Below are 20,414 nucleotides of genomic sequence, written 5' to 3' on the forward strand. Positions count from 1 at the left end.
AGCCTGCCCGTCGGATGTCGTTCAAGGAATTGATATGTCGCCCTGGCTGACGGTTGTAGGCATCGGTGAAGACGGCTTCAAGGGCCTGGGCAGGAATGCCCGGCACGCCCTGTTGCGCGCCACGCGGATTATAGGCGGCCAACGCCAGTTGGACCTTTTGCCGGTGTGTATTCGTGGCGAACGCCAGGTGTGGCCGAGCCCGTTTTCCCTGGAGCCGGTGTTCTCGCGGCGCGGGGAGCCTGTGTGCGTCTTGGCCAGTGGCGACCCGATGTTCTATGGCGTCGGCGCCAGCCTGGCCCGGCAAGTGGCAGCTGAAGAGTTGTTGATTTTGCCCGCACCATCGTCGGTGTCCCTGGCGGCAGCGCGCCTGGGCTGGCCGTTGCAGGAGGTGGTGACGCTATCGGTGGTCGCTCGTCCGTTGGCAGCACTTAATGCGCATCTGGCCGCTGGCGTGCGCTTGTTGGTCTTGAGCAATGACGGCAGCAGCCCCGCGTTGATGGCTGCGTTGTTGGCCGAGCGCGGTTTCGGCCCCAGCCGGATTACCGTGTTTGAACACTTGGGCGGCCTGGCTGAGGGGCGCATCGACGGGCACGCGCAATCGTGGGAACACGCCGAGGTTGCCGCTTTGAACCTGGTCGCCATCGACTGCCTGGCGGATGCGAACGCACCACGTCTGTCACGCCTTGCAGGTTTGCCCGACGCGGCCTTCAAGCACGATGGCCAACTGACCAAACGCGACGTGCGCGCCATGACCCTCGCCCGCCTTGCCCCCATGCCCGGCGAACTGTTGTGGGACGTGGGCGCGGGCAGCGGCTCCATCGGCATTGAATGGATGCGCACGCATCCGAGCTGCCGCGCCGTGGCAATCGAGGCCGACGCAGGCCGCCAAAGCCTGATCGAACACAACCGCGACGCCCTCGGCGTGCCCGGCCTGCAACTGATTCGCGGCAAGGCGCCGGAGGCGTTAAGCGGTCTGGAAGCACCGAACGCCATCTTCATCGGCGGCGGCGTCACCCGCGAAGGCGTGCTCGACACCTGCTGGCAACACCTGCGCCCCGGCGGGCGGTTAGTGGCCAATGCCGTGACCCTGCAAAGCGAAATGACCTTGATGAACTGGCGCACCGAGCACGGCGGCGAACTGACCCGCATCCACGTGGCCCAGGCGCAGCCATTGGGCGAGTTCGATACCTGGCGCCAGGCATTGCCGATCACGCTATTGGAAGTGATCAAGCCCCTATGAAAAGAATTCTGTTGCTGGGCGGCGTGACGGAGGCGTTGGCCATTGCCCGCACCCTGGGGCCGGAGCATATCTACAGCCTGGCGGGCGTGGGCCGTGTGCCGACCGACCTGAGCTGCCAGGTTCGAGTCGGAGGTTATGGAGGCGCTGAAGGGCTGGCGCAGTTTGTTCGTGATGAACGCATCAGCCTGATCCTCGATGCCACGCATCCGTATGCGGCGCAGATCAGCCACAACGCGGCCCAGGCGGCGCGATTGAGCGATGTGCCTTGCTGGGCGTTGCGACGTCCGGCGTGGCAGCCGCAAGTGGGGGATGACTGGCGGGAAGTGCCTGACTGGGCCGCGCTGATAGCCGCGTTGAAGCCTTTCAAGCGCCCATTGTTCACCCTGGGTCGCGAACCCTTGCAACATCTCGATGAAATCCCCGCCGACCAGTTCTGGACCTTGCGCGCACTGGACGTTTATCCGGGGAATGCGCGGTGTGAAGTGATCGGCGCGCGCGGGCCGTTTCTGATCGAGGATGAGCGGGCTTTATTCGAACGGCGCAGGATCGATGTACTGATCAGCAAGAACAGCGGCAGCACCGCCACCGAACCGAAGCTGGAAGTGGCGCGGGAGCGGGGGGTGCCGGTGTTGGTGTTGAAGCGGCCGGTATTGGCTGCGGTGGATCGAGAGTTCACCACCTTAGCGGCAACGCTACAGGCAATCACCCTTCCAGACACCCTCTAGTAAGCGTCAACTGAAATGAGACATTGCTTGATCATCCGGCCATGACGCCCGACCGCTGAGTTTGCAGCGGTGTACGTAGATTAGGGATTGAGGTCCTGGGGGCAACCTCAAAGACGTCTCGCAAAGTTCTGCGTATACGAAGAACTACGCAAATCCTAGTTGCTTATCTACCCCCCTCAAAAAGCGACCCATCTTACAAATCCTTCCGAACAACCTGGCTGGTCGAGCCTAATCCTGCGCCCTAACGTCGCCTCACGCGGTTTTGCAGCATCGCCCACGATGGAGATGCACTGCTTTTGCAGTGCGTCGCGACTTGCCATCCTGTATCCCATGGAATACGCTCAAAGATGAATCACTTCAAGAAGTCAAAACCTTTTCAGGAGTGGCTTGACGCGTTACGCAGTGAACCTGCCCGGGCACGCATATTGGCAAGGTTGAAAAACGCACAATCAGGCAATTTCGGGGACTGTGAAGCAGTAGGAAATGGCGTATCGGAAATGCGCATTCATTACGGGCCTGGATACCGAGTTTATTTCATACGTAGAGACGAGGTGATTTATCTGTTGTTGATAGGAGGCGACAAATCAACGCAGAAACGAGACATCCAACGAGCAAAGCAAATTGCAGAAAGATTTGAAAAGGAATAACCGATGACTGAATTTACCGACTTCGATGTAGCGGAACACCTCAAAACCCCCGGGGACATGGCCGAATATCTTGAAGCCTGTTTCGAGGAGGATGCGGGTGATGGCTTGCTTATTCGTTCAGCTCTCAACGACATCGCCCGTGCCCAAGGCATGACCCAAGTAGCCCGTGATGCCGGCCTTGGACGTGAAAGCTTGTACAAAGCCCTCTCCAGCACGGGCAATCCCGAGTTTGGGACTATCATGAAAGTCATGAAAGCATTGGGCCTCAAGCTTCATGCCACAGCGATCTGATAGCACTGCGACACCAAACCACACCGCCCCTTTTTACTTATCCCCCCCGATCAGGCTAAATACCCCCTGATCGTTTAACCCTACGGATTATCCGCCATGGCCCGTCAACGCTTTGCAATTGCCTGGATCGCCTGCCTTGCAGTGCTGTTCAATGCGTTTGCCATGCCGTTGGCCAGTGCGATGCAGCAGACTGATGACCCGGTCAAGCGTCTGATGTGGGGTGGGTTCTGTTCGTCCAATGGTGCCAGCCTGAAGGCGATTGCCCTGGGCAAGCTGGAAATCCCGGCAGCGCCGGACGATCACTCTGCCATGCAGCATTGCTGGTGTTGCTCGGGCTCGGCGCCGTTGGTGGCGTTGCCGGGGCATGTGCCGCAGCTGTATGTGACGCGCTTCGAGGCGGTGCAGAGCCTGCCACCACGCTTATTGCGCAATCCCACCCCGCGCCAGCAATGGCCAAGCCTTAACCCTCGCGCCTCCCCAACGGTCTGATCTTCTTCGCAAGTGAACTGCGTTTGGAACCGTTCTGGAGAACTGCCATGCTTAAATCTTCCCTGCTTCTGGCTGCGTTGCTGTTGCCGGTGTTCAGTGCTGCCAATGCCGATGACTACAAGGCCGGCGACCTGTTGGTGAGCGATCCCTGGTCCCAGGAGCTGCCACCGAATGCGCCGACCGTGGCGGCCTACTTTGTGATTCATAACACCGGGGCTGCTCCGGATCGCCTGCTCAGCGTTGAAACCAGCGTCGCGGAGAAAGCCGAGCTGCACGAGCATGTGATGCAAGGCGACTTGATGAAGATGCAGCAAGTGCCCAGCGTTGCCGTACCGGCCAAGGGTGAGCTGACCTTCGCGCCGATGGCTTATCACGTGATGCTGCTGGGCCTCAAAGACCGCAGCCTGTTGGCCGATGGCAAGCAATTCCCACTGACCCTGACCTTCGAGAAAGCAGGCAAGGTTCAGGTGCAAGTGTCGGTGCAGAAGGTCCCGCCGATGGCCACGCAAGAGCATAAGCACACTCACTAGACCTACCCGATGGGCGCCCCCCGCGCCAGGTTGTCTCCGCACCGCCGTCTGATGCGCGGCAGTTGGATCAGCCTGTTCGCCATGCTGATGATCTTTATCGGTCCGCTGATTTCCCAAGCGATGCCGATGGATCATCACGCCGGTATGTCCATGGACATGCCCGCGTGCCACGGCGAGCCCAAGCCGACCAAAACCCCCGACGAACATCATGTCCTCTGGGAGAAATGCGGCTATTGCAGCCTGCTGTTCAGTTGCCCGGCCCTGCCCGGCAGCGTCTCCTACGTAACGCTCGGCACCCCGCCGCCAGCCAACACGCTCATCCCCGCCCCCCGCCTGGGCCATGCTCGGCAGAGCATCTTCCCTGGCGCCCGCAGTCGTGCGCCGCCCATCGTGTCGTAAGCCCTTCACCGCGTTACTTCACCCCGGCCGACTTCAATTAGACAGCCGCAGGCTGCTGGCCGTGTTGTTTACGATTGATTGATGGAATTTGTCATGTCCAGGTTTTCTGCTGACACCCGTTTGGGCGCTGCCCCTGTTTTCGCCGCTCTGTGCGGCGCACTGCTTGCCCCCTACGCCCATGCGCATGAACACGAGCTGAGCCCCACGGTGATCACCGCGATCGCCCCCAGCTCGCCCCTCACCGTTGTCACCAACCCCAAGGATCCACGCCAGCCGGTGCCCGCCAGCGATGGCGGCGACTACCTCAAGACCATCCCCGGCTTCGCCCTGGTGCGCAACGGCGGCACCAACGGCGACCCGGTGCTGCGCGGCATGTTCGGCTCGCGCCTGAACATCCTTACCAACGGCAGCATGATGCTCGGCGCCTGCCCAGGCCGCATGGATGCGCCGACTTCGTATATTTCGCCGGAAACCTACGACAAGCTCACCGTGATCAAAGGCCCGCAAACCGTACTCTGGGGCCCGGGCGCGTCGGCCGGTACGATCCTGTTCGAGCGTGAGCCCGAGCAGTTCGGCGAACTGGGCACGCGGGTCAACGCCAGTGTGCTGGCAGGTTCCAACGGGCGTTTCGACAAGGTCATCGATGCCGCTGCCGGCGGCCCATTGGGCTATGTGCGGGTGATCGGCAACCAGGCCCATGCCGACGACTACAAGGACGGCAACAACGACACTGTCGCCTCGCGCTATGACAAGTGGAATGGCGATGTGGCGGTGGGTTTCACCCCCGACGCCGACACGCTGCTGGAACTCACCGCCGGCCGTGGTGACGGTGAAGCGCGCTACGCAGGACGCGGTATGGATGGCTCGCAATTCCTGCGCGAAAGCCTCGGGCTGCGCTTCGAAAAATCCAACCTCGGCGAGGTGCTGGACAAGGTCGAGGCCCAGGTCTATTACAACTACGCCGACCACGTCATGGACAACTACAGCCTGCGCGTCCCTTCGGGCACCGGCATGATGGCCGGGCCCATGGCCTCTAACGTCGACCGTCGCACCCTGGGCGGTCGCCTCAAGGCAACCTGGCGCTGGGCCGATGTGCAACTGATCGGCGGCCTGGACGCACAGACCAACGAGCACCGCGCGCGCAGCAGCATGGGCATCGACACCTACAAGGACCTGCCGCGCAACAAGGACGCCAACTTCCACAACTACGGGGTATTCGGCGAGCTGACCTGGTACGCCGCCGACAACGACCGCCTGATCACCGGCGCCCGCCTGGACCGCGCCTCAGCCAAGGATTTCCGGCAACGCACCGGCTCGGCAATGATGAGCCGCCCCAACCCCACCGCCGACGACACCCGCGCAGACACCTTGCCATCGGGCTTTGTGCGCTACGAGCACGACCTGGCGGACACGCCCACGACCGTCTATGCGGGCCTGGGTCACGCTGAACGCTTTCCGGATTACTGGGAACTGTTCTCCCCCAACACCGGCGCGGTCGGCTCGGTGAATGCCTTTGACGGCGTGAAGCCCGAGAAGACCACGCAGCTGGATTTCGGCGCGCAATACAAAACCGCCGACCTCGAAGCCTGGGCCTCGGGTTACGTCGGCCAGGTGCACGACTTCATCCTGTTCGACTACCGGCCCGGCATGATGGGCACCACTTCCCAGGCGCGCAATGTCGACGCGCGCATCATGGGCGGCGAGTTGGGTGCGGCCTACAAGCTGAGCCGCAACTGGAAAGCCGACGCCAGCCTCGCCTACGCCTGGGGCAAGAACAGCAGCGATGGCAAAGCCCTGCCGCAGATGCCGCCGCTGGATGCACGCCTGGGCCTGACCTACAGCGAAGACGACTGGAGTGCCGGCGCCTTGTGGCGCGTGGTCGCGGCGCAAAACCGCATCGACCAGAACAAGGGCAACGTGGTCGGCAAGGACTACGACAAGAGCGGCGGTTTTGGCGTGTTCTCGCTGAACGCTGCGTACCGCATCAATAAGAACTTCAAGGTCAGTACCGGAGTCGACAATCTGTTCGGCAAGGCTTATGCCGAGCATTTGAACCTGGCGGGTAACGCAGGCTTCGGCTACCCGGCCAACGACCCGCAAGCCATCAAGGAGCCGGGGCGTACGCTCTGGACCAAGGTGGACATGAGCTTCTAAAAGCATCGCAGGCAAGCCAGCTCCCACAGGTGGAATACAGTCCCATGTGGGAGCTGGCTTGCCTGCGATGACGATGTAACAGACCAAGAAAAATCAAAAGCCTCATGCGGAGCAGCCGATGACCACACAAAAGATTTCCTTCTACAACCTGGCCTGGCGCTGGCACTTCTACGCCGGTCTCTTTGTCGCCCCTTTCATGGTGCTGCTGGCCCTGACCGGCATCATCTACCTGTTCAAACCCCAGCTCGACCCGCTGATGTACGGCCACCTGCTCACCGTACCCGCCGCCGAACACGCTCTGAGCGCCGACGAACTGCTGCAACGCGCCAAAGACGCCTACCCCCAGGCCGCGATCAGCAAATACCTGCCGCCGGCCGACGCCACCAGCAGCGCGCAGTTCGTGATGCACAACCAGGACCGCGAAATCAGCGTATTCGTCGACCCGTATCGCGGCACAGTCCTGGGTGAGCAGGACGCCAAATACAACCTGCAGGCCATTGCCCGCGCCCTGCACGGCGAGCTGATGATCGGCACCACCGGCGACCGCCTGATAGAACTCGCCGCCGGCTGGGGCGTCATGCTGGTGGTGTCCGGCCTGTACCTGTGGTGGCCGCGTGGCAAGTCATCGGCTGGCGTATTGTGGCCGCGTCTCAACAGCCGTGGCCGCTTGTTCTGGCGTGACCTGCACGCTGTCGCCGGCTTCTGGGGCGCGGCATTTCTGCTGGTGATGCTGCTCAGCGGCATGACCTGGACCGGTTTCTGGGGCAAGCAATACGCCGACCTGTGGAACACCTTCCCGGCGGCCATGTGGAACAACGTGCCGCAGTCCGACCAGCAGGCACGCGTGCTCAACACAGCCACCCAACAGACCGTGCCCTGGGCCATGGAAAACACGCCGATGCCGATGTCCGGCGACCATGCCGAACACATGAAGCATGGCGCCATGCACGCAGGCCCTGCCGCGCCAAGCGTGCGCCTGCAACAAGTGGTCGATCTGGCCAATGCGCGCGGCGTGGAGCCCGGCTACAGCATCACCTTTCCCACCACCGCCACGGGGGTATTCACCGTCGCGGTGTTCGCCAACGACCCGCGCAATGACGCCACCCTGCATGTGGACCAGTACACCGGCAAGGTCCTGGCCGATGTGCGTTGGGAACATTACAACCTGGTCGCCCGCGCCACCGAGACCGGCGTGATGCTGCATGAAGGCAAGATGTTCGGCTGGGTCAACCAACTGATCGTGCTGGTGATCTGCCTGATGATCCTGCTCAGTGCGGTCAGCGGCGTGGTGATCTGGTGGAAGCGTCGCCCTGCCGGTGGCGTGGGTGTTCCGCCGTTGCGTCATGACCTGCCAAAGTGGAAAACCGCGATGGTGATCATGCTGGGCCTGGCACTTGTTTTCCCGCTGGTGGGGGCGTCGCTGATCGTGGTGTGGGTACTGGATCGTCTGGTGCTGTCGCGCTTTTTTGGCCAAGGTGAATCCGCTTCAGGTTCCGCATGAAACAGGCGAGATGCCCAATCCAGGGGGCTTGTGTAGCCTTGCGCAGACTTTTTCCCCGCAGCCGATAAGTGTTAACTTATAACACTTTCTGCGCTATCGTTGCTCGCCGCGCCCTGCGGCGAGTACCTCTCAAGAAGCGACTGATCGACCGATGAACAACTACCTTGCGAGCGGCCTGTGCCTGCTCGCCCTGCATACCAACGCCCAGGCCCTGACCCTGCCCGCCAGCCCCATTACCGCACCGGCAGTGGATAGTGAGCGCGTTGACCTCAACACCCCGACCACCGCCGGTTCGCGCCTGAATCTCACAGCGCTGCAAACCCCCGGCAGCGTTGAAAGCCAGACCGGCGCCCAGATCCGCGAACGTGGCGACGCCAGCGTGCAGGACGCCATCTCCCGCGCCACCGGCATCAGCCGCACCGGCACGCCGGGCGACGGCGGCACCTCGTTGCAGGCCCGTGGTTTTACCGGCCAAAGCTCGGTTATGCAACTGTACGACGGCAACCGTATGTACACCGGCATGGGCACCTCCACCTTCCCGGTGGACAGCTGGGCAGTAGAGCGGGTGGACGTGCTGCGCGGCCCGGCCTCGGTGCTGTATGGCGAAGGCGCCACCGGTGCGGTGATCAACACGATCTCGAAAAAACCCTTCGCGGGTGAGATCGAAAACCATATCCGCCTTGGCTACGGCTCCTACGACCGCCAGCAGCAAGCCCTCGACAGCGGCGGCTCGCTGACCGACACCTTAAGCTACCGCTTGAACCTCAACCGCCTGCGCAGCAACGGTTTTATCGACCGTGGCGATTCCAGCAGCGATTTCGTCAGCGGCGCCCTGCGCTGGCAACCAGCCGACAACCTGAGTTTCACCCTGGCCAGCGACTACGGTGATCAGCGCCCACAAAACTACTTCGGCACGCCCCTGGTCAACGGCCAGTTGCACAAGGGCCTGCGCGACAAGAACTACAACGTCAGCAACGACACCCAGCACTACAACGACCAGTGGACGCGCCTGACCAGCGAGTGGCAACTCAACGACAACGTCAGCGCCACCAACGAGCTGTACTACCTGAAAAACCAGCGTCGCTGGCAGAACGCCGAGAACTACAACTTCACCAACGGCCAACTGACCCGCAGCGGCAACTTCGGTATCAAGCACGATCAGGAACAGGTGGGCGACCGCCAGACCTTCACCTTCAAGCACACCCTGTTCGGCCTCGATAGCCAGACCGTAGCGGGCGTGGAATACAACCGCATCCGCTTTCGCCTGGCGAGCAACACGCCGTTTAATGATGTGCTGAAAACCGGCCAACCCATCGACCTGTACCACCCGGCGCCCGCGCCGTTTGCCAGTAAAGACCCGTTCAACCCGGTATTTTCCACTACGACCAAAACCTTCGCAGGGTTTGCTGAAAACCGCTTGCAGTTGACCGACCAACTCACGCTGATCACCGGTATCCGCCGCGACTACGCACATATCGACCGCGACGACCTGCGCACTGGCGGCCAATCCGACAAAACCCTCACCGGCAATAACTGGAAAGCCGGCCTGGTCTACGCGATCACCCCGGACACCTCGGTCTACGGCCAGTACGCCACCAGCAACGACGGCGTCGGCGGGCTGATCTCGCTGAGCCCGAGCCAGCAACAGTTCGACCTGTCTACCGCCAAACAGACCGAGGTCGGCATCAAACAAGCGTTCTGGGATGCCCGCGGAGAATGGACCCTGGCCGCCTACCACATCGTCAAAAAGAAGCTGCTGACGGATGTGCCGGGTGAGCCGGACTTCAAGCAGCAAGTCGGCCAACAATCCTCCAACGGCCTGGAGGCCAGCCTCGACTTGCAACTGCCCCACGCCTGGCAGTTGCAGGCCAACGCTGCCATCGTGCGGGCGCAGTACGACGACTTCAAACAAGACGTCAACGGCGTACAGGTCTCCCGCGACGGCAACCGCCCGGTGGACGTTCCGCGCCGCACCGCCAACCTGTGGCTGAGCAAGGCCGTGACCGACAACGTGCGTGCCGCTGCCGGTGTGCGTTACGTCGACGCGCGCTATGCCGATATGGCCAACCAGAGCGAGCTGCCGAGCTATACCGTGGTCGATGCCACGCTGTCGTGGAAAGCCATGCGCAACACCACGCTGGGCCTGCAACTCAATAACCTGTTCGATCGCACTTATGCGGTCAGCCAGTACAACGATGGGCAGCAGTGGATTCTGGGTGTACCTCGCTCCATGTTCATTACCGCGGACTACACCTTCTAATGACCTCACTTACCCTCACCGACCTGGCTTGGACTCCACCCGGCCACAACCTCTGCCATCACCAGTTCCAACTGCGTGACGCCAGCCTGCGCGTCGGTGCCGGGGAGTTTGTCGGGCTGATCGGGCCTAACGGCAGTGGCAAGACCAGCCTGTTGCGCTGCGCCTATCGGTTCACCCGGCCAGAACAGGGTGATGTATCGCTTGCGCACCAGAATGTCTGGAAGCAAAGCGCAAAATGGTGCGCGCAACGCATCGCCGTGGTGCTGCAGGAGTTTCCCGATACCTTCGGCTTACGCGTGGATGAGGTGGTCGCCATGGGACGCACACCCCACAAGGGTTTGTTCGACAGCGACACACCGCACGACCAGCAACTGATCCTTCAAGCGCTGGAATCGGTGGGTATGCATGGCTTCGAGGACCATGCCTTCGCGACCCTGTCCGGCGGTGAAAAACAGCGCGTCATTCTTGCCCGCGCCCTGGCCCAGCAACCGCAACTGTTGATCCTAGACGAGCCGACCAACCACCTCGACCCGCGTTATCAACTTGAGCTGCTCAGGCTGGTCAGGCGTTTGAACATCGGCACCCTGGCCAGCATCCACGACCTCAATCTGGCCGCCGCCTTCTGTGATCGCCTGTACGTGATCCACCACGGGCGCATCGTCGCCAGCGGCACGCCCCACGAAGTGCTGACCGCCGCGTTGCTGCGCGACGTGTTTGGCGTCGAGGCCTTGATCGACACTCACCCCTTGGACGGCTACCCACGAATCACTTGGATAACCCAGCCATGATCCTGCGCATCCTGCTGTCTCTGCCTCTGTTGCTCGGCACTGCCGCCCAAGCACTCGCCGAAAGCACCCAATACCCGCTGACCATCAAAAGTTGCAACCGCGACGTGACCTTCCAGCAAGCCCCACAACACGCGGTCAGCCATGACATCAACATGACCCAGATGATGCTCGCCCTGGGCCTCAAGCCACGCATGGCCGGCTACAGCGGCGTGACCGGCTGGAAGTCAGTACCGCCGCAAATGGCCGCGCTCTTCGACGGCCTGCCGGAACTGGCGAGCAAGTACCCATCGGTGGAAACCCTGCTCAACGCCAACGTGGATTTCTTCTTCGCCGGCTGGGGTTACGGTATGCGCGTGGGCGGCGATCTCACTCCGCACACCCTGCAACCCTTGGGCATCAATGTGTATGAGTTGACCGAGTCATGTGCGTTCGTGATGAAGCGCCCAGCCGCAAGCCTCGACGATACCTATAACGACCTGCGCAACCTGGGCAGGATCTTCGACGTGCAGGATCGTGCCAATACCCTTATCGCCCAGATGCAGGCGCAAGTGGCCGAGGTGCAAAAAGACCTGCCCGCCGACAAGCCACGGGTGTTCCTTTACGACAGCGGCGAAGACCGCGCCATGACCTCGGGCCGCCTGGGCATGCCCCAGGCGCTGATCGACGCCGCCGGCGGGCGCAACATCCTCGATGACATCGACGCCAGCTGGACCCGGGTCAACTGGGAAACCGTCGTCGAGCGCAACCCCCAAGTCATCGTGATTGTCGACTACAGCGAGGTCACCGCCGAACAGAAGAAACAGTTCCTGCTCAACCACCCTGCACTGCAATCAGTGGAGGCGATCAAGCACCAGCGCTTCATCGTGATCCCCTATATGCAAGCCACACCAAGCATCGACAACGTGCTGGCGGTTGAAACCCTGGCCAAGGGGTTTCACGGCGAATGATCACCCGTCACTACGTCCTGTTATTAAGCGCCCTGGGTGCCTTGTTGCTGGTCTCCTGCGTGATCTCCCTGGGGTTCGGTTCGGCGCGGGTGCCCGTGGACGTGGTATGGCGAATTTTGCTGAACAAGGTGTTCGGCTTGGGTGTGGTGGACTGGAGCATGGGCCAGGAACACATCGTCTGGCTGATCCGTGTACCGCGCATGATGCTGGGGGCGCTGGTAGGCGCCGGGTTGGCGCTGATTGGCGCAGTGCTGCAGGCGGTCACGCGCAACTCGCTGGCCGACCCGCACCTGCTCGGTGTGACCTCCGGCGCCACCCTCGGCGCGGTGATCGTGGTGCTGCACGTGGGTGAAATCATCGGCCTGCTGACCTTGCCCCTCGCCGCCTTTATCGGTGCGCTGCTGAGCATGTTGGTGGTGCTGGCCGTAGCCAGTCGCAACGGCCGCCTGGAAAGTGATCGCCTGTTGCTGTGTGGTGTCGCGGTGTCATTCGTGATGATGGCGGTGGCCAACCTGCTGCTGTTCATGGGTGACCACCGCGCCGCCTCGGCGGTGATGTTCTGGATGCTCGGCGGGCTGGGGCTGGCGCGCTGGGAACTGCTGGCGGTCCCTACCGCCACCATCCTGCTCGGGCTGGCCCTGCTGCTGGGCATGGCCCGTGCGCTCAATGCCCTGATGGCCGGCGAACAGACCGCCGTGACCCTGGGCCTGAACGCACGCAACGTGCGGCTCAAGGTGTTCCTGATTGCGTCGCTGATGACCGGCGTGCTGGTGTCCATCAGCGGCTCCATCGGCTTTGTCGGGCTGATGGTGCCGCACATCGCCCGGCGCCTGGTGGGTGCCGAGCACCGACGCTTGCTGCCGGTATGCGTGCTGCTGGGGAGCGTGTTCCTGGTGTGGGTCGATGTGGCCGCGCGCACCTTGATTGCTCCCGAAGACTTGCCGATTGGCGTGGCCACGGCAGCGATCGGCGGGTTATTTTTTATCGGATTGATGCGTAAGCGTTGAAGTCAGAGTTCAATCCTGTCCCGTTTATTGTTCCGTTCATACCAGAACTCGCTGATTGGCGAATCGGACGGCTCTGGCGTGCAGTTCCACTCGTTACCCACTACGCCCAAGCGTGTCCAGAAAGCGTCGACAACCAACACCGACAGGCTGCCCTGAGACCGCAATCGAAGGATCAGCGAACAGGGGTCTGGTGCATCACCTGGGCCGAGCAAGATGGTTTCAGCCGATGTGAACGTCGGTACGTACTTAAGCAGGGCGCCGCCCTGACTGGAAAAGTAGCAACTCTTGGCATCGGGCGCATTGCTCTTGATCACCGAGAGATAGTCGCGCAGGTCATCCTTGGAAAGGAAGTTGTTCAACAGTCGTTGACCCTTAGACCCACGGCTGGATGTCGAAGGCATCGCTTTGTAGAACGCCTGCACGGCAGCGATCTTGTAGGTGCTCAGTGCATTGTTGGCGGGTACATCGAACCCGGCATGATCAATCCAGAACAACAGTTCTCGCGTACTTGCCCCTGCGGTGCCCTGATCCTCCACCGGATCAATCGCAACATAGCCTTGGATTTGATCTGGCATCAGTACCGCCCCCAGATACTGCTTACCCAGGAAAGGCGCTACCAGGCCTTGGGCATAACGCGCCGCATCATCGGGATAAAGAAACAACGGCCCACAGAACGAATGAAAATGCGGGTCGTCTGCAAACGCATGGGGCGCTCTTTTCGGCACCCATTGCGCCGTCACCCGCTCTTTCCTGCCCCAGACGTCACTGGTCACACGGACATCCAATTTCCCCCTGGCAGCCAGGCGGCGCACATAGTCGCGCACTGTGAGGGTACCTTTGAGCAATTGCGTGCGTTCAACGGCCGCGGTGCTCGTCCAGTCGTACAGTGACGCCGTCCTTTGCACCAGGTATTTGAGTAGCGCACCATCAGCACACAGCAGATACAGCGCCAGAGCCTTGCCGTTGCGTGCGTAGAAGAGGAAGCTCAGCGCCTTACCGATGTATTGGGGCGCGAAAAAGCTCTGCGACATTTCATCACTGGCCGGGGCAATCGCCACATTCGAAGCACACAGATACATGCCGTCGAGCACATAACCTTGGGGCAACTGGCCGTTGATAAAAACCCGCCTGAAATCGTCAAATTCCTCTCTAACAAGCGGCAGGGTCGTCATGTACAGCGATTTTTTCACCGCCTTGAATACATAACCGAACGATACAGCGGCTTGCGGCTTCGCCATGCGCTGGGCGTAGCGGACAGCATCGAGCGCCCGGGTAAAGATCGGGCCACAGGGCGAGTCGAACAATACCTGGCGAATATCCCCAGGATTGGGCGGCGTGTTAAACGCCGCAAATTCGCCTCTTATCCGCCTGGGCTGCCCCCATACCCGGTCACCTTTGACCACACTCAACTCACCGGCCTTCGCCACCACCGTAACAAATTCCAGCGGCGTGAGCGCCCCACTGCGGATTTGCTGCTCGACGCTGTTGTCACCGTAATCACCCTTGACCTGATCCAGCGCTGCCAGACGCTTCTTGAGTAGCAACTCCTCGGCAGAGCCCGACAGTTGGTAACTCAGGATTGATCCATTGAACCCGAACACATATTCACGCTTGATATGGACCTCACGATGCAACAGTCTCGACAGTACCGCGCTCGGTATCATGCTTTGGTAGATGGCTTTCTGGGTGGTGGACAGCAACAGCGGCACCTCCTGATCCTTCAACGACCGATATCGCCCCACAATCGTGCTGTTCCCCGGATAAAGTCCCACAGCAACCGACTGATCCGGAAAAATCCAATTAAGCGCAAAACCTTGGGGCGGTATCGCCAAAGGCGCTGTCGAGGCAAACAGACCACCGGCCAGCCTGAGAATCACCCCGCCATAAGCGCGGCCGCTCCCGTGGCTGATTTGAGACGCTGCGTAGCAGGCCGCATCATCAGGGTTGGCGAAGGCGGGACTCAAACTGCGCGGCGTCAAGTTCTGGTAACCGGCCCAGGTTTTAGCCACCACGCCTTTTTCATCCCAGCACTGGCTGGTCCGTACCACATAGAAGGCGTTCGGCGCCCACGCCCTGATGAAGTCACGGGGTTGCAACTGGCCGGAGTTCAATTGCAACTCAGACTGATCCAACAGCATAGCTGCCGCACCGCCAACGGTTACGTCGAGCGGTACGGGCTCATAACGCAACAGCGCACCATCAAGGGTTGAAAAATAAATCGGCAGGCTTTTCGCGCTACCTCGATTGGCTTCATAAAGTGAGGCATATAACGTTTGAGGCGTGACAAAAAACCGGGTTAACCACTCGATCGAAGCATTCAGCCCTGCGCGCGCCCATTGTTGCGAGCGAAACAGCCCATGCTGTACAAAGCCATCGGGAAGCTGGTACTCGTTCAGGCTTATCAATTTATAAAAGTTGAAGCGATTGAACAGGTCACCGTCCCGGGCGGCACCCACCACCTCGCTCGCAACGTACTCTTCCTTGTCCTTGTGTTTGAGGATAAATGCATAGCACGCCTCCTCTGGAAAATTACGCCCATGCACCCGTCCATGAAGGTCGCGGGCCGCGTCGTCGGCACGGGTGAACACGGCACCGTGGGTGACATAATCAAGTGGGCCGGACCTTGGGGCATAGACATAATTGGCCGTCCAGTTAGCGTAGATCACCGAGCGCGGCCCCCACAATGGGTTGCCCTGGATGACGCTGAAATCACCCGCCTCGGCGAGTCGCTGTACCCATTCGGCAAGTTTGACCTGCCCGCTATCGAGGCGTCGCTGCAGGCTGTTGTCCCCGGCCTGGGGGCTGACATTGGCCAGCAGCGTCGTTTCTGCCGAAGACTTGTTTGGGGTGTATTCCAACAAACAATTCGGTGCCGCCGAGAGATAGGCCACTCGCCCGGCCGGAATAATCGAGTACATTTCAGTGCAGGAAAATACCTGCTGATTGATCAGCGCCTCGTCCCGTGTCCAGCCGCGACGCACGATCGGTACCGGGTCGGCCATGGACAGTTCGAGGTGAGAGCCGTAACGCCCGTGCAACACATAGGGTTCCGGTGGGATCAACGGGCCTCGGTGACTGGCAGGGAAAAACAGCGTGTACAAGAATGGATTGTCGTTGCTTTCTATAGGCTCGGTAATCACAAAGCGACCGTCTTCGCCTTTGAGCACGTAACCGCCATAGTAACGATCCCGTCGATTGCCGATTTGCTCATGGGCGTACACCGCCGCGTCGCGCGCCGAGAGAAACGAACGGCTAAATGTCGCCGTATAGAACGGCACCAGCAGGCGGTCATCCACTGGACCCACGTGGCGCCACAGGCCACCCGCCTGTACCACCGACAGATCGGTTGCGCTAATAACCCGACGTACATAAGTGCGCGGGCTAAGCGTGCCATCGAGCAAGCCGGCTTGCGCACCGTTATCGTGTAGCCCACCGGTGCTGGATTCCTGCACCAGCTCGGAGGTGGCCGTGGCCTCGGGCACTCTGAATGCCAGCAACGCTGAATCAGAGGCGTGCATGTACAGGCTCAAGCCACGGGCCGGGTTCTGGATGGCCAGCGTCGCCCGGGCCTGGCGGGTAGCGGCCACCACCTGCGACGGCGTAAAAAAGGCGCTGGCCAACCAGGTTTCCCGGGCCGAGATGTCGTTGGTCTCGTACCAACTGTTGAAGTAGATAGCCTCCAGCCGGTATTGAGAAGGCAGTCGCAACCCGCCATCACGGCGTTTGGGGAATATACCAATAGGCGAAAACAGCGGTTCACTCTTGGGTACCGCCAGCGTCGCTGCGTAGATATCTTCACGCGTATGTTTGAGTACAAATCCAGATTTTGCGCCACTATCGTCGGGGCCGGCGAGTACAAGTGCACGCATCACGGCATGCTCAGGTCGCGAGAAGGCTTCGGTGAAAAAGGGTTGCTGCTGCTGCGCTGTCGCGGGGGTCCTGATGCGCCAGCCTTTGGAGATACGCCCACGAACGCCACCCCAAACCGGGTTAGCAATGACCACCCACAGCTCGCCGGCCTCGGCCAGCATCCTGATGGGATGCTCGAAATCACTGCTGGTCCTACCGGGGCCACCACGCAGTTGCAGATCCAATTTTTTTTCAATTTCCGACCCACTGCTGACGTACTTGAGCAGTACATCATCCGGCCCAGACAAGTAGTGGACCTTGGCAAACGTTCTTTTTTCAAAACTGAAGAGCTGATCAGCAGTGGAATAAAAGTTGTTGAACACTTGCACCTGATCAGCCGTGAAGTGGGGAATTTGGGCCTTGATGTTTTCGGCATCAGCGGGATGGGAGTGATAAAACGCCTCGGCGACGTAATCATCAGGGGCGATGAACTTGCCCTGATCGTCCGTTGCCAACATGCGCCAGTGGTCGAATTGAACGCGTTTTCCCGCTATAGGGTGGGTGGCATAGTAGCGATAACCGCGTTTGAGAATGACACCGCCATACTCGAGGTCGCGCTGCGTACCGATAGCCTCATGTGCCCAACGGGCAGCGTCGTCGGCCGTGATGAAAGCCGGGCTCATCACCGGCTTTGGCATCTTGGCCAAGGGCCGCCACTGTAGCCCCACTTCCCCAACCGTATCCCAAATATGGCTGATCTGTACGACCGACAACGACCCTGCTGCCGCAACACGGGTAACGTATTGTCGCGGGCTTAGCGTACCGGCGAGCAATTGGGCCTGCAGGCTTTCATTGGCACCTGCCCCCTGTTTGTCCTGTTCCATGAGCAACGTTTCGGCAGGCGAACCGGAGAATTCGTACTGCAGCAGTGCGCCATCGGGTGTACGCATATACAACACTAGACCCAATACCGATTCCGCCTCCCGTTCAAGGCCATATTGACGAACCTTGGCGATATAGCGGGACAACTCTGCTGGATGGAAAAAATTCTGGTAAAGCCAGCTCTGTATTGTGGGGACTCCTTGCGTGGCGGGCCTTCCATTAAAATAGAACCCGTGCAGATGAAACCCGGCCGGCAATATAGGGCCTGACGGCAAGCCCGGGAACCAATAATCGGGAGGCAGTCCGTTCGCGGGTATAACCCGAGGTATCGAGGCAAGGTATTCATTGCCCTGGGTACTTTTCAGAATAAACACCAACCCTTGGCTGGTGGGTTTGCGATCGAGTCGATTTTGAGCATAGGACCAGGCGGCCTCCTCTGTCTCCAGCAGATACCCACAAACGATCTGTTCGGGGCCGCAAGCAAAAGGAACATAAGGCACCCAATCATCTGGAACCGCGCCCAACGAACCACCCCACGCCGAGCTGGTAGCAAGAAAGGTCAGTCGGCCGACCGACGCATATTTTTTGTAGAGACCCTCAATGGTGCCGTCATACGCATGAGGTGATTCCCAGGGGCCATTGGTAGCGAGCCATTGCACAAAACCACTCTCGGCGACGGAACCACTGTGCTCGTACTTGAGCAATGTGCCATTGGGGCCGGACAAATAGGCGACACCAAACACGCCGCGTTCCTGATGCAGGAAAATCATGTCCTCGACTGAGAAGAAACTTACGAAGGTTTCGACCTGTTGTGACGTCCATTTCGGGTTTTGCTTTTGCGTCGTCGCAATACGGTCGGGATGAGAATGCAGACACCCGACAATTTTGTAGCCCGGCGGGTGCAAGAAGTCTTTGGTGGAGCTGTCGCGCTCCAGCAATTTCGTCCAATTGAATACGGTATCCCTGTCTGCAATCGGCTCACTGGCGACAAAGCGCTGGTCTGCCAAACGCTGGAGAATGACACTCCCATACTCGACAGTACGCCGACTGCCGATCTGTTCGTGAACATATCGCGCTGTATCATCGGCACTGACAAATGCCGGGCTTAGAGTACCCAGTTTTAATACAAGCTCTGGAAGGGCAGCGCGCTTCTCACGCGATAGGTCGAGGGTCATGGTAACGTCCTTGAATGATCAAATCCGCCAGCGTTCTCAACGCCTATCGAGAAGCCGGACCTGACGTCATTCTGGACAGCAGGCCTGCCGCCGACGATGTAGATAGTTAGCCGTGTCGATAGCCGGCGCACAGAGGTACAGTCCCGCGACAGTAAAGCCAACAGGCACCTGCCCACGCAAAAATACCCGACTGAGCGGGAACAGCAGGCCTTCGGCATTGACCGGCATACTTGCTGCCCACTGGCCTTTCGCCGATTTGAGAAGGAAGCCGAACATCAACATCAGCTCGCTACGCTCGCCCGCCTGCTCGTGCGCATGACGTGCGCATGACGTGCGGCATCATCCGCGTGATCGAACACCGGCCCCATGGCCCTGTCAGCCGCTGCATACGCGACGCTTTGCGGCGCAGTAAAGCTATTGCCGGGCAGCCAACCGCGCCGCAATGTCTGCGCGTTTCCCCATTGCGCGCTGTTCTGAATCACCGACATCGATGCGACGCTGAGGAGTTGCCACACAAATGCGCTGGGTGTTTTCTGGCCATCACGCAGTTGCAGTTCGCTGCCTTCCAGCAGAAACCCCGGCTGCGTATCCCGACGCGAACGGTAACGCGCAACAATCGTCATGCCAGGGGCAAGCTGTTCCAGAGGGACGTCTTCATCCGGAAAAATCCATTTCGGATCAAAGTTCTCGGTCGGCACCGGCAAGGGCTCGGTGGCGACGAACAAACCGTCCACCCGCCGCAGCAGCAGCCCGCCATAAATAGAGCGCCCTGAGGTACCCAACCGAGTCTGGGCATAACGCACAGCATCATCGGTATTGACGAATGCCGGGCTCAAGGCCCGACGAATGAAATCGGCATAGGGTATCCAGTCCACGCCCAGCTTGCCCTGCTCGTCCCAGCACTCATTGGGCTCGATCACACTCAACCAACATAGCGTTGCAACTTTGACGACGAAATCCCTGGGGTTCAACAACCCGCTGGCCAGGGCCGTGTGTACATCCTCACAACTCGCCGGCTTCGGCCAACATCGGAATGTACTCTTCGAATACATCAATATACTGGCCTGTGTTTTCTACAATGAAGTTTAGAAGTTCCAGCTCCTTGGGTGAACGGCTGGTCACGTACTTGAGGAGGGAACCTTCAGGCCCGGACAAGTAATGCGCCGCTGCCACGCTACGCAGCCGGATGATGTACTCCATGTCAGTACGCGAAAAAATCCCGCGAATGATCGTGCGCTGATCAGTTGTCCAGGTTCCGACGTCGAACTTGTTATTTCCATAATGATGGGAGTGGTAGAACGCCATGCAGGAGTAACCTGCCGGGAGGATGAGCTTGCCGTCATCCCCACGGCGCAGACATCGGCCGGAACAAAAGATGCAGATGCACCCGGGATCGGGGTGGTCGCGAAATAACGGTTGCCGCGCTTGAGAATCGCCCCTCCATATTCTCTGTCACGTCGCTCGCCTATTCGCTCATGCGCCCGATACGCGGCATCATCGGCACTGACAAATGCGGGGCTGAGGGGTGGA

Annotated in this window: 16 protein-coding genes; 13 read left to right on the plus strand and 3 right to left on the minus strand. The window is 60.2% G+C overall.

The annotated features are described in order from the left end of the window. Window positions 1–34 precede the first annotated feature (34 nt). The 13 genes from cbiE to QMK52_RS04215 all read left to right on the plus strand — a co-directional run bounded on the left by cbiE (window position 35) and on the right by QMK52_RS04215 (window position 12,978). Complete coding sequence (gene cbiE / locus QMK52_RS04155; RefSeq protein ID WP_194439975.1) at window positions 35–1,240, plus strand: precorrin-6y C5,15-methyltransferase (decarboxylating) subunit CbiE; 1,206 nt, start codon at window positions 35–37, stop codon at window positions 1,238–1,240. After that, window positions 1,237–1,965, plus strand: a complete 729-nt coding sequence (locus tag QMK52_RS04160; RefSeq protein ID WP_005784369.1) for a cobalt-precorrin-6A reductase — start codon at window positions 1,237–1,239, stop codon at window positions 1,963–1,965. Before cbiE ends, QMK52_RS04160 begins: the two co-directional genes overlap by 4 nt. Window positions 1,966–2,312: 347 nt before the next feature. Further along, complete coding sequence (locus QMK52_RS04165) at window positions 2,313–2,612, plus strand: type II toxin-antitoxin system RelE/ParE family toxin (protein ID WP_005784367.1); 300 nt, start codon at window positions 2,313–2,315, stop codon at window positions 2,610–2,612. 3 nt (window positions 2,613–2,615) lie between these two features. Then, the gene (locus QMK52_RS04170) at window positions 2,616–2,903 is read left to right on the plus strand and encodes an addiction module antidote protein (RefSeq protein ID WP_005784366.1); all 288 of its coding nucleotides are present in this window, start codon (window positions 2,616–2,618) and stop codon (window positions 2,901–2,903) included. A gap of 96 nt (window positions 2,904–2,999) precedes the next feature. After that, the gene (locus tag QMK52_RS04175) at window positions 3,000–3,392 is read left to right on the plus strand and encodes a DUF2946 domain-containing protein (protein ID WP_005784364.1); all 393 of its coding nucleotides are present in this window, start codon (window positions 3,000–3,002) and stop codon (window positions 3,390–3,392) included. 47 nt (window positions 3,393–3,439) lie between these two features. After that, a complete protein-coding gene (locus tag QMK52_RS04180) occupies window positions 3,440–3,922 on the plus strand; it encodes a copper chaperone PCu(A)C (protein WP_005784362.1) in 483 nt (160 codons plus the stop codon). Between the two features lie 9 nt (window positions 3,923–3,931). Continuing rightward, window positions 3,932–4,321, plus strand: a complete 390-nt coding sequence (locus QMK52_RS04185; protein WP_320403839.1) for a DUF2946 domain-containing protein — start codon at window positions 3,932–3,934, stop codon at window positions 4,319–4,321. 93 nt (window positions 4,322–4,414) lie between these two features. Then, window positions 4,415–6,475 (plus strand): TonB-dependent copper receptor, encoded by a 2,061-nt coding sequence (locus QMK52_RS04190; RefSeq protein WP_320403840.1) that lies wholly within the window; start codon window positions 4,415–4,417, stop codon window positions 6,473–6,475. Between the two features lie 118 nt (window positions 6,476–6,593). Further along, window positions 6,594–7,976, plus strand: coding sequence for a PepSY domain-containing protein (locus QMK52_RS04195; RefSeq protein WP_320403841.1), 1,383 nt, complete (start codon window positions 6,594–6,596; stop codon window positions 7,974–7,976). A gap of 151 nt (window positions 7,977–8,127) precedes the next feature. Further along, window positions 8,128–10,236, plus strand: a complete 2,109-nt coding sequence (locus QMK52_RS04200; RefSeq protein WP_320403842.1) for a TonB-dependent receptor — start codon at window positions 8,128–8,130, stop codon at window positions 10,234–10,236. After that, on the plus strand, window positions 10,236–11,024 hold the full coding sequence (locus tag QMK52_RS04205; protein ID WP_194439972.1) for an ABC transporter ATP-binding protein: 789 nt from the start codon (window positions 10,236–10,238) through the stop codon (window positions 11,022–11,024). Before QMK52_RS04200 ends, QMK52_RS04205 begins: the two co-directional genes overlap by 1 nt. Further along, window positions 11,021–11,971 (plus strand): ABC transporter substrate-binding protein, encoded by a 951-nt coding sequence (locus tag QMK52_RS04210; RefSeq protein WP_194439971.1) that lies wholly within the window; start codon window positions 11,021–11,023, stop codon window positions 11,969–11,971. Before QMK52_RS04205 ends, QMK52_RS04210 begins: the two co-directional genes overlap by 4 nt. Then, window positions 11,968–12,978: an iron ABC transporter permease gene (locus QMK52_RS04215; protein ID WP_320403843.1), complete on the plus strand. Its 1,011-nt coding sequence runs from the start codon at window positions 11,968–11,970 to the stop codon at window positions 12,976–12,978. The genes QMK52_RS04210 and QMK52_RS04215 overlap by 4 nt, the downstream gene beginning before the upstream one ends. A gap of 2 nt (window positions 12,979–12,980) precedes the next feature. Here QMK52_RS04215 and QMK52_RS04220 read toward each other — a convergent pair whose 3' ends face one another. The 3 genes from QMK52_RS04220 to QMK52_RS04230 all read right to left on the minus strand — a co-directional run bounded on the left by QMK52_RS04220 (window position 12,981) and on the right by QMK52_RS04230 (window position 20,189). After that, a complete protein-coding gene (locus QMK52_RS04220; RefSeq protein WP_320403844.1) occupies window positions 12,981–18,884 on the minus strand; it encodes a DUF4329 domain-containing protein in 5,904 nt (1,967 codons plus the stop codon). A gap of 281 nt (window positions 18,885–19,165) precedes the next feature. Further along, entirely contained in the window at window positions 19,166–19,810 is a 645-nt protein-coding gene (locus tag QMK52_RS04225; protein WP_194439968.1) for a hypothetical protein, read from the minus strand. 76 nt (window positions 19,811–19,886) lie between these two features. Then, a complete protein-coding gene (locus QMK52_RS04230; protein WP_320403845.1) occupies window positions 19,887–20,189 on the minus strand; it encodes a hypothetical protein in 303 nt (100 codons plus the stop codon). Between the last annotated feature and the right edge of the window lie 225 nt (window positions 20,190–20,414).

This window comes from Pseudomonas sp. P9_2, from assembly GCF_034008255.1.
Taxonomy (GTDB): domain Bacteria; phylum Pseudomonadota; class Gammaproteobacteria; order Pseudomonadales; family Pseudomonadaceae; genus Aquipseudomonas; species Aquipseudomonas synxantha_A.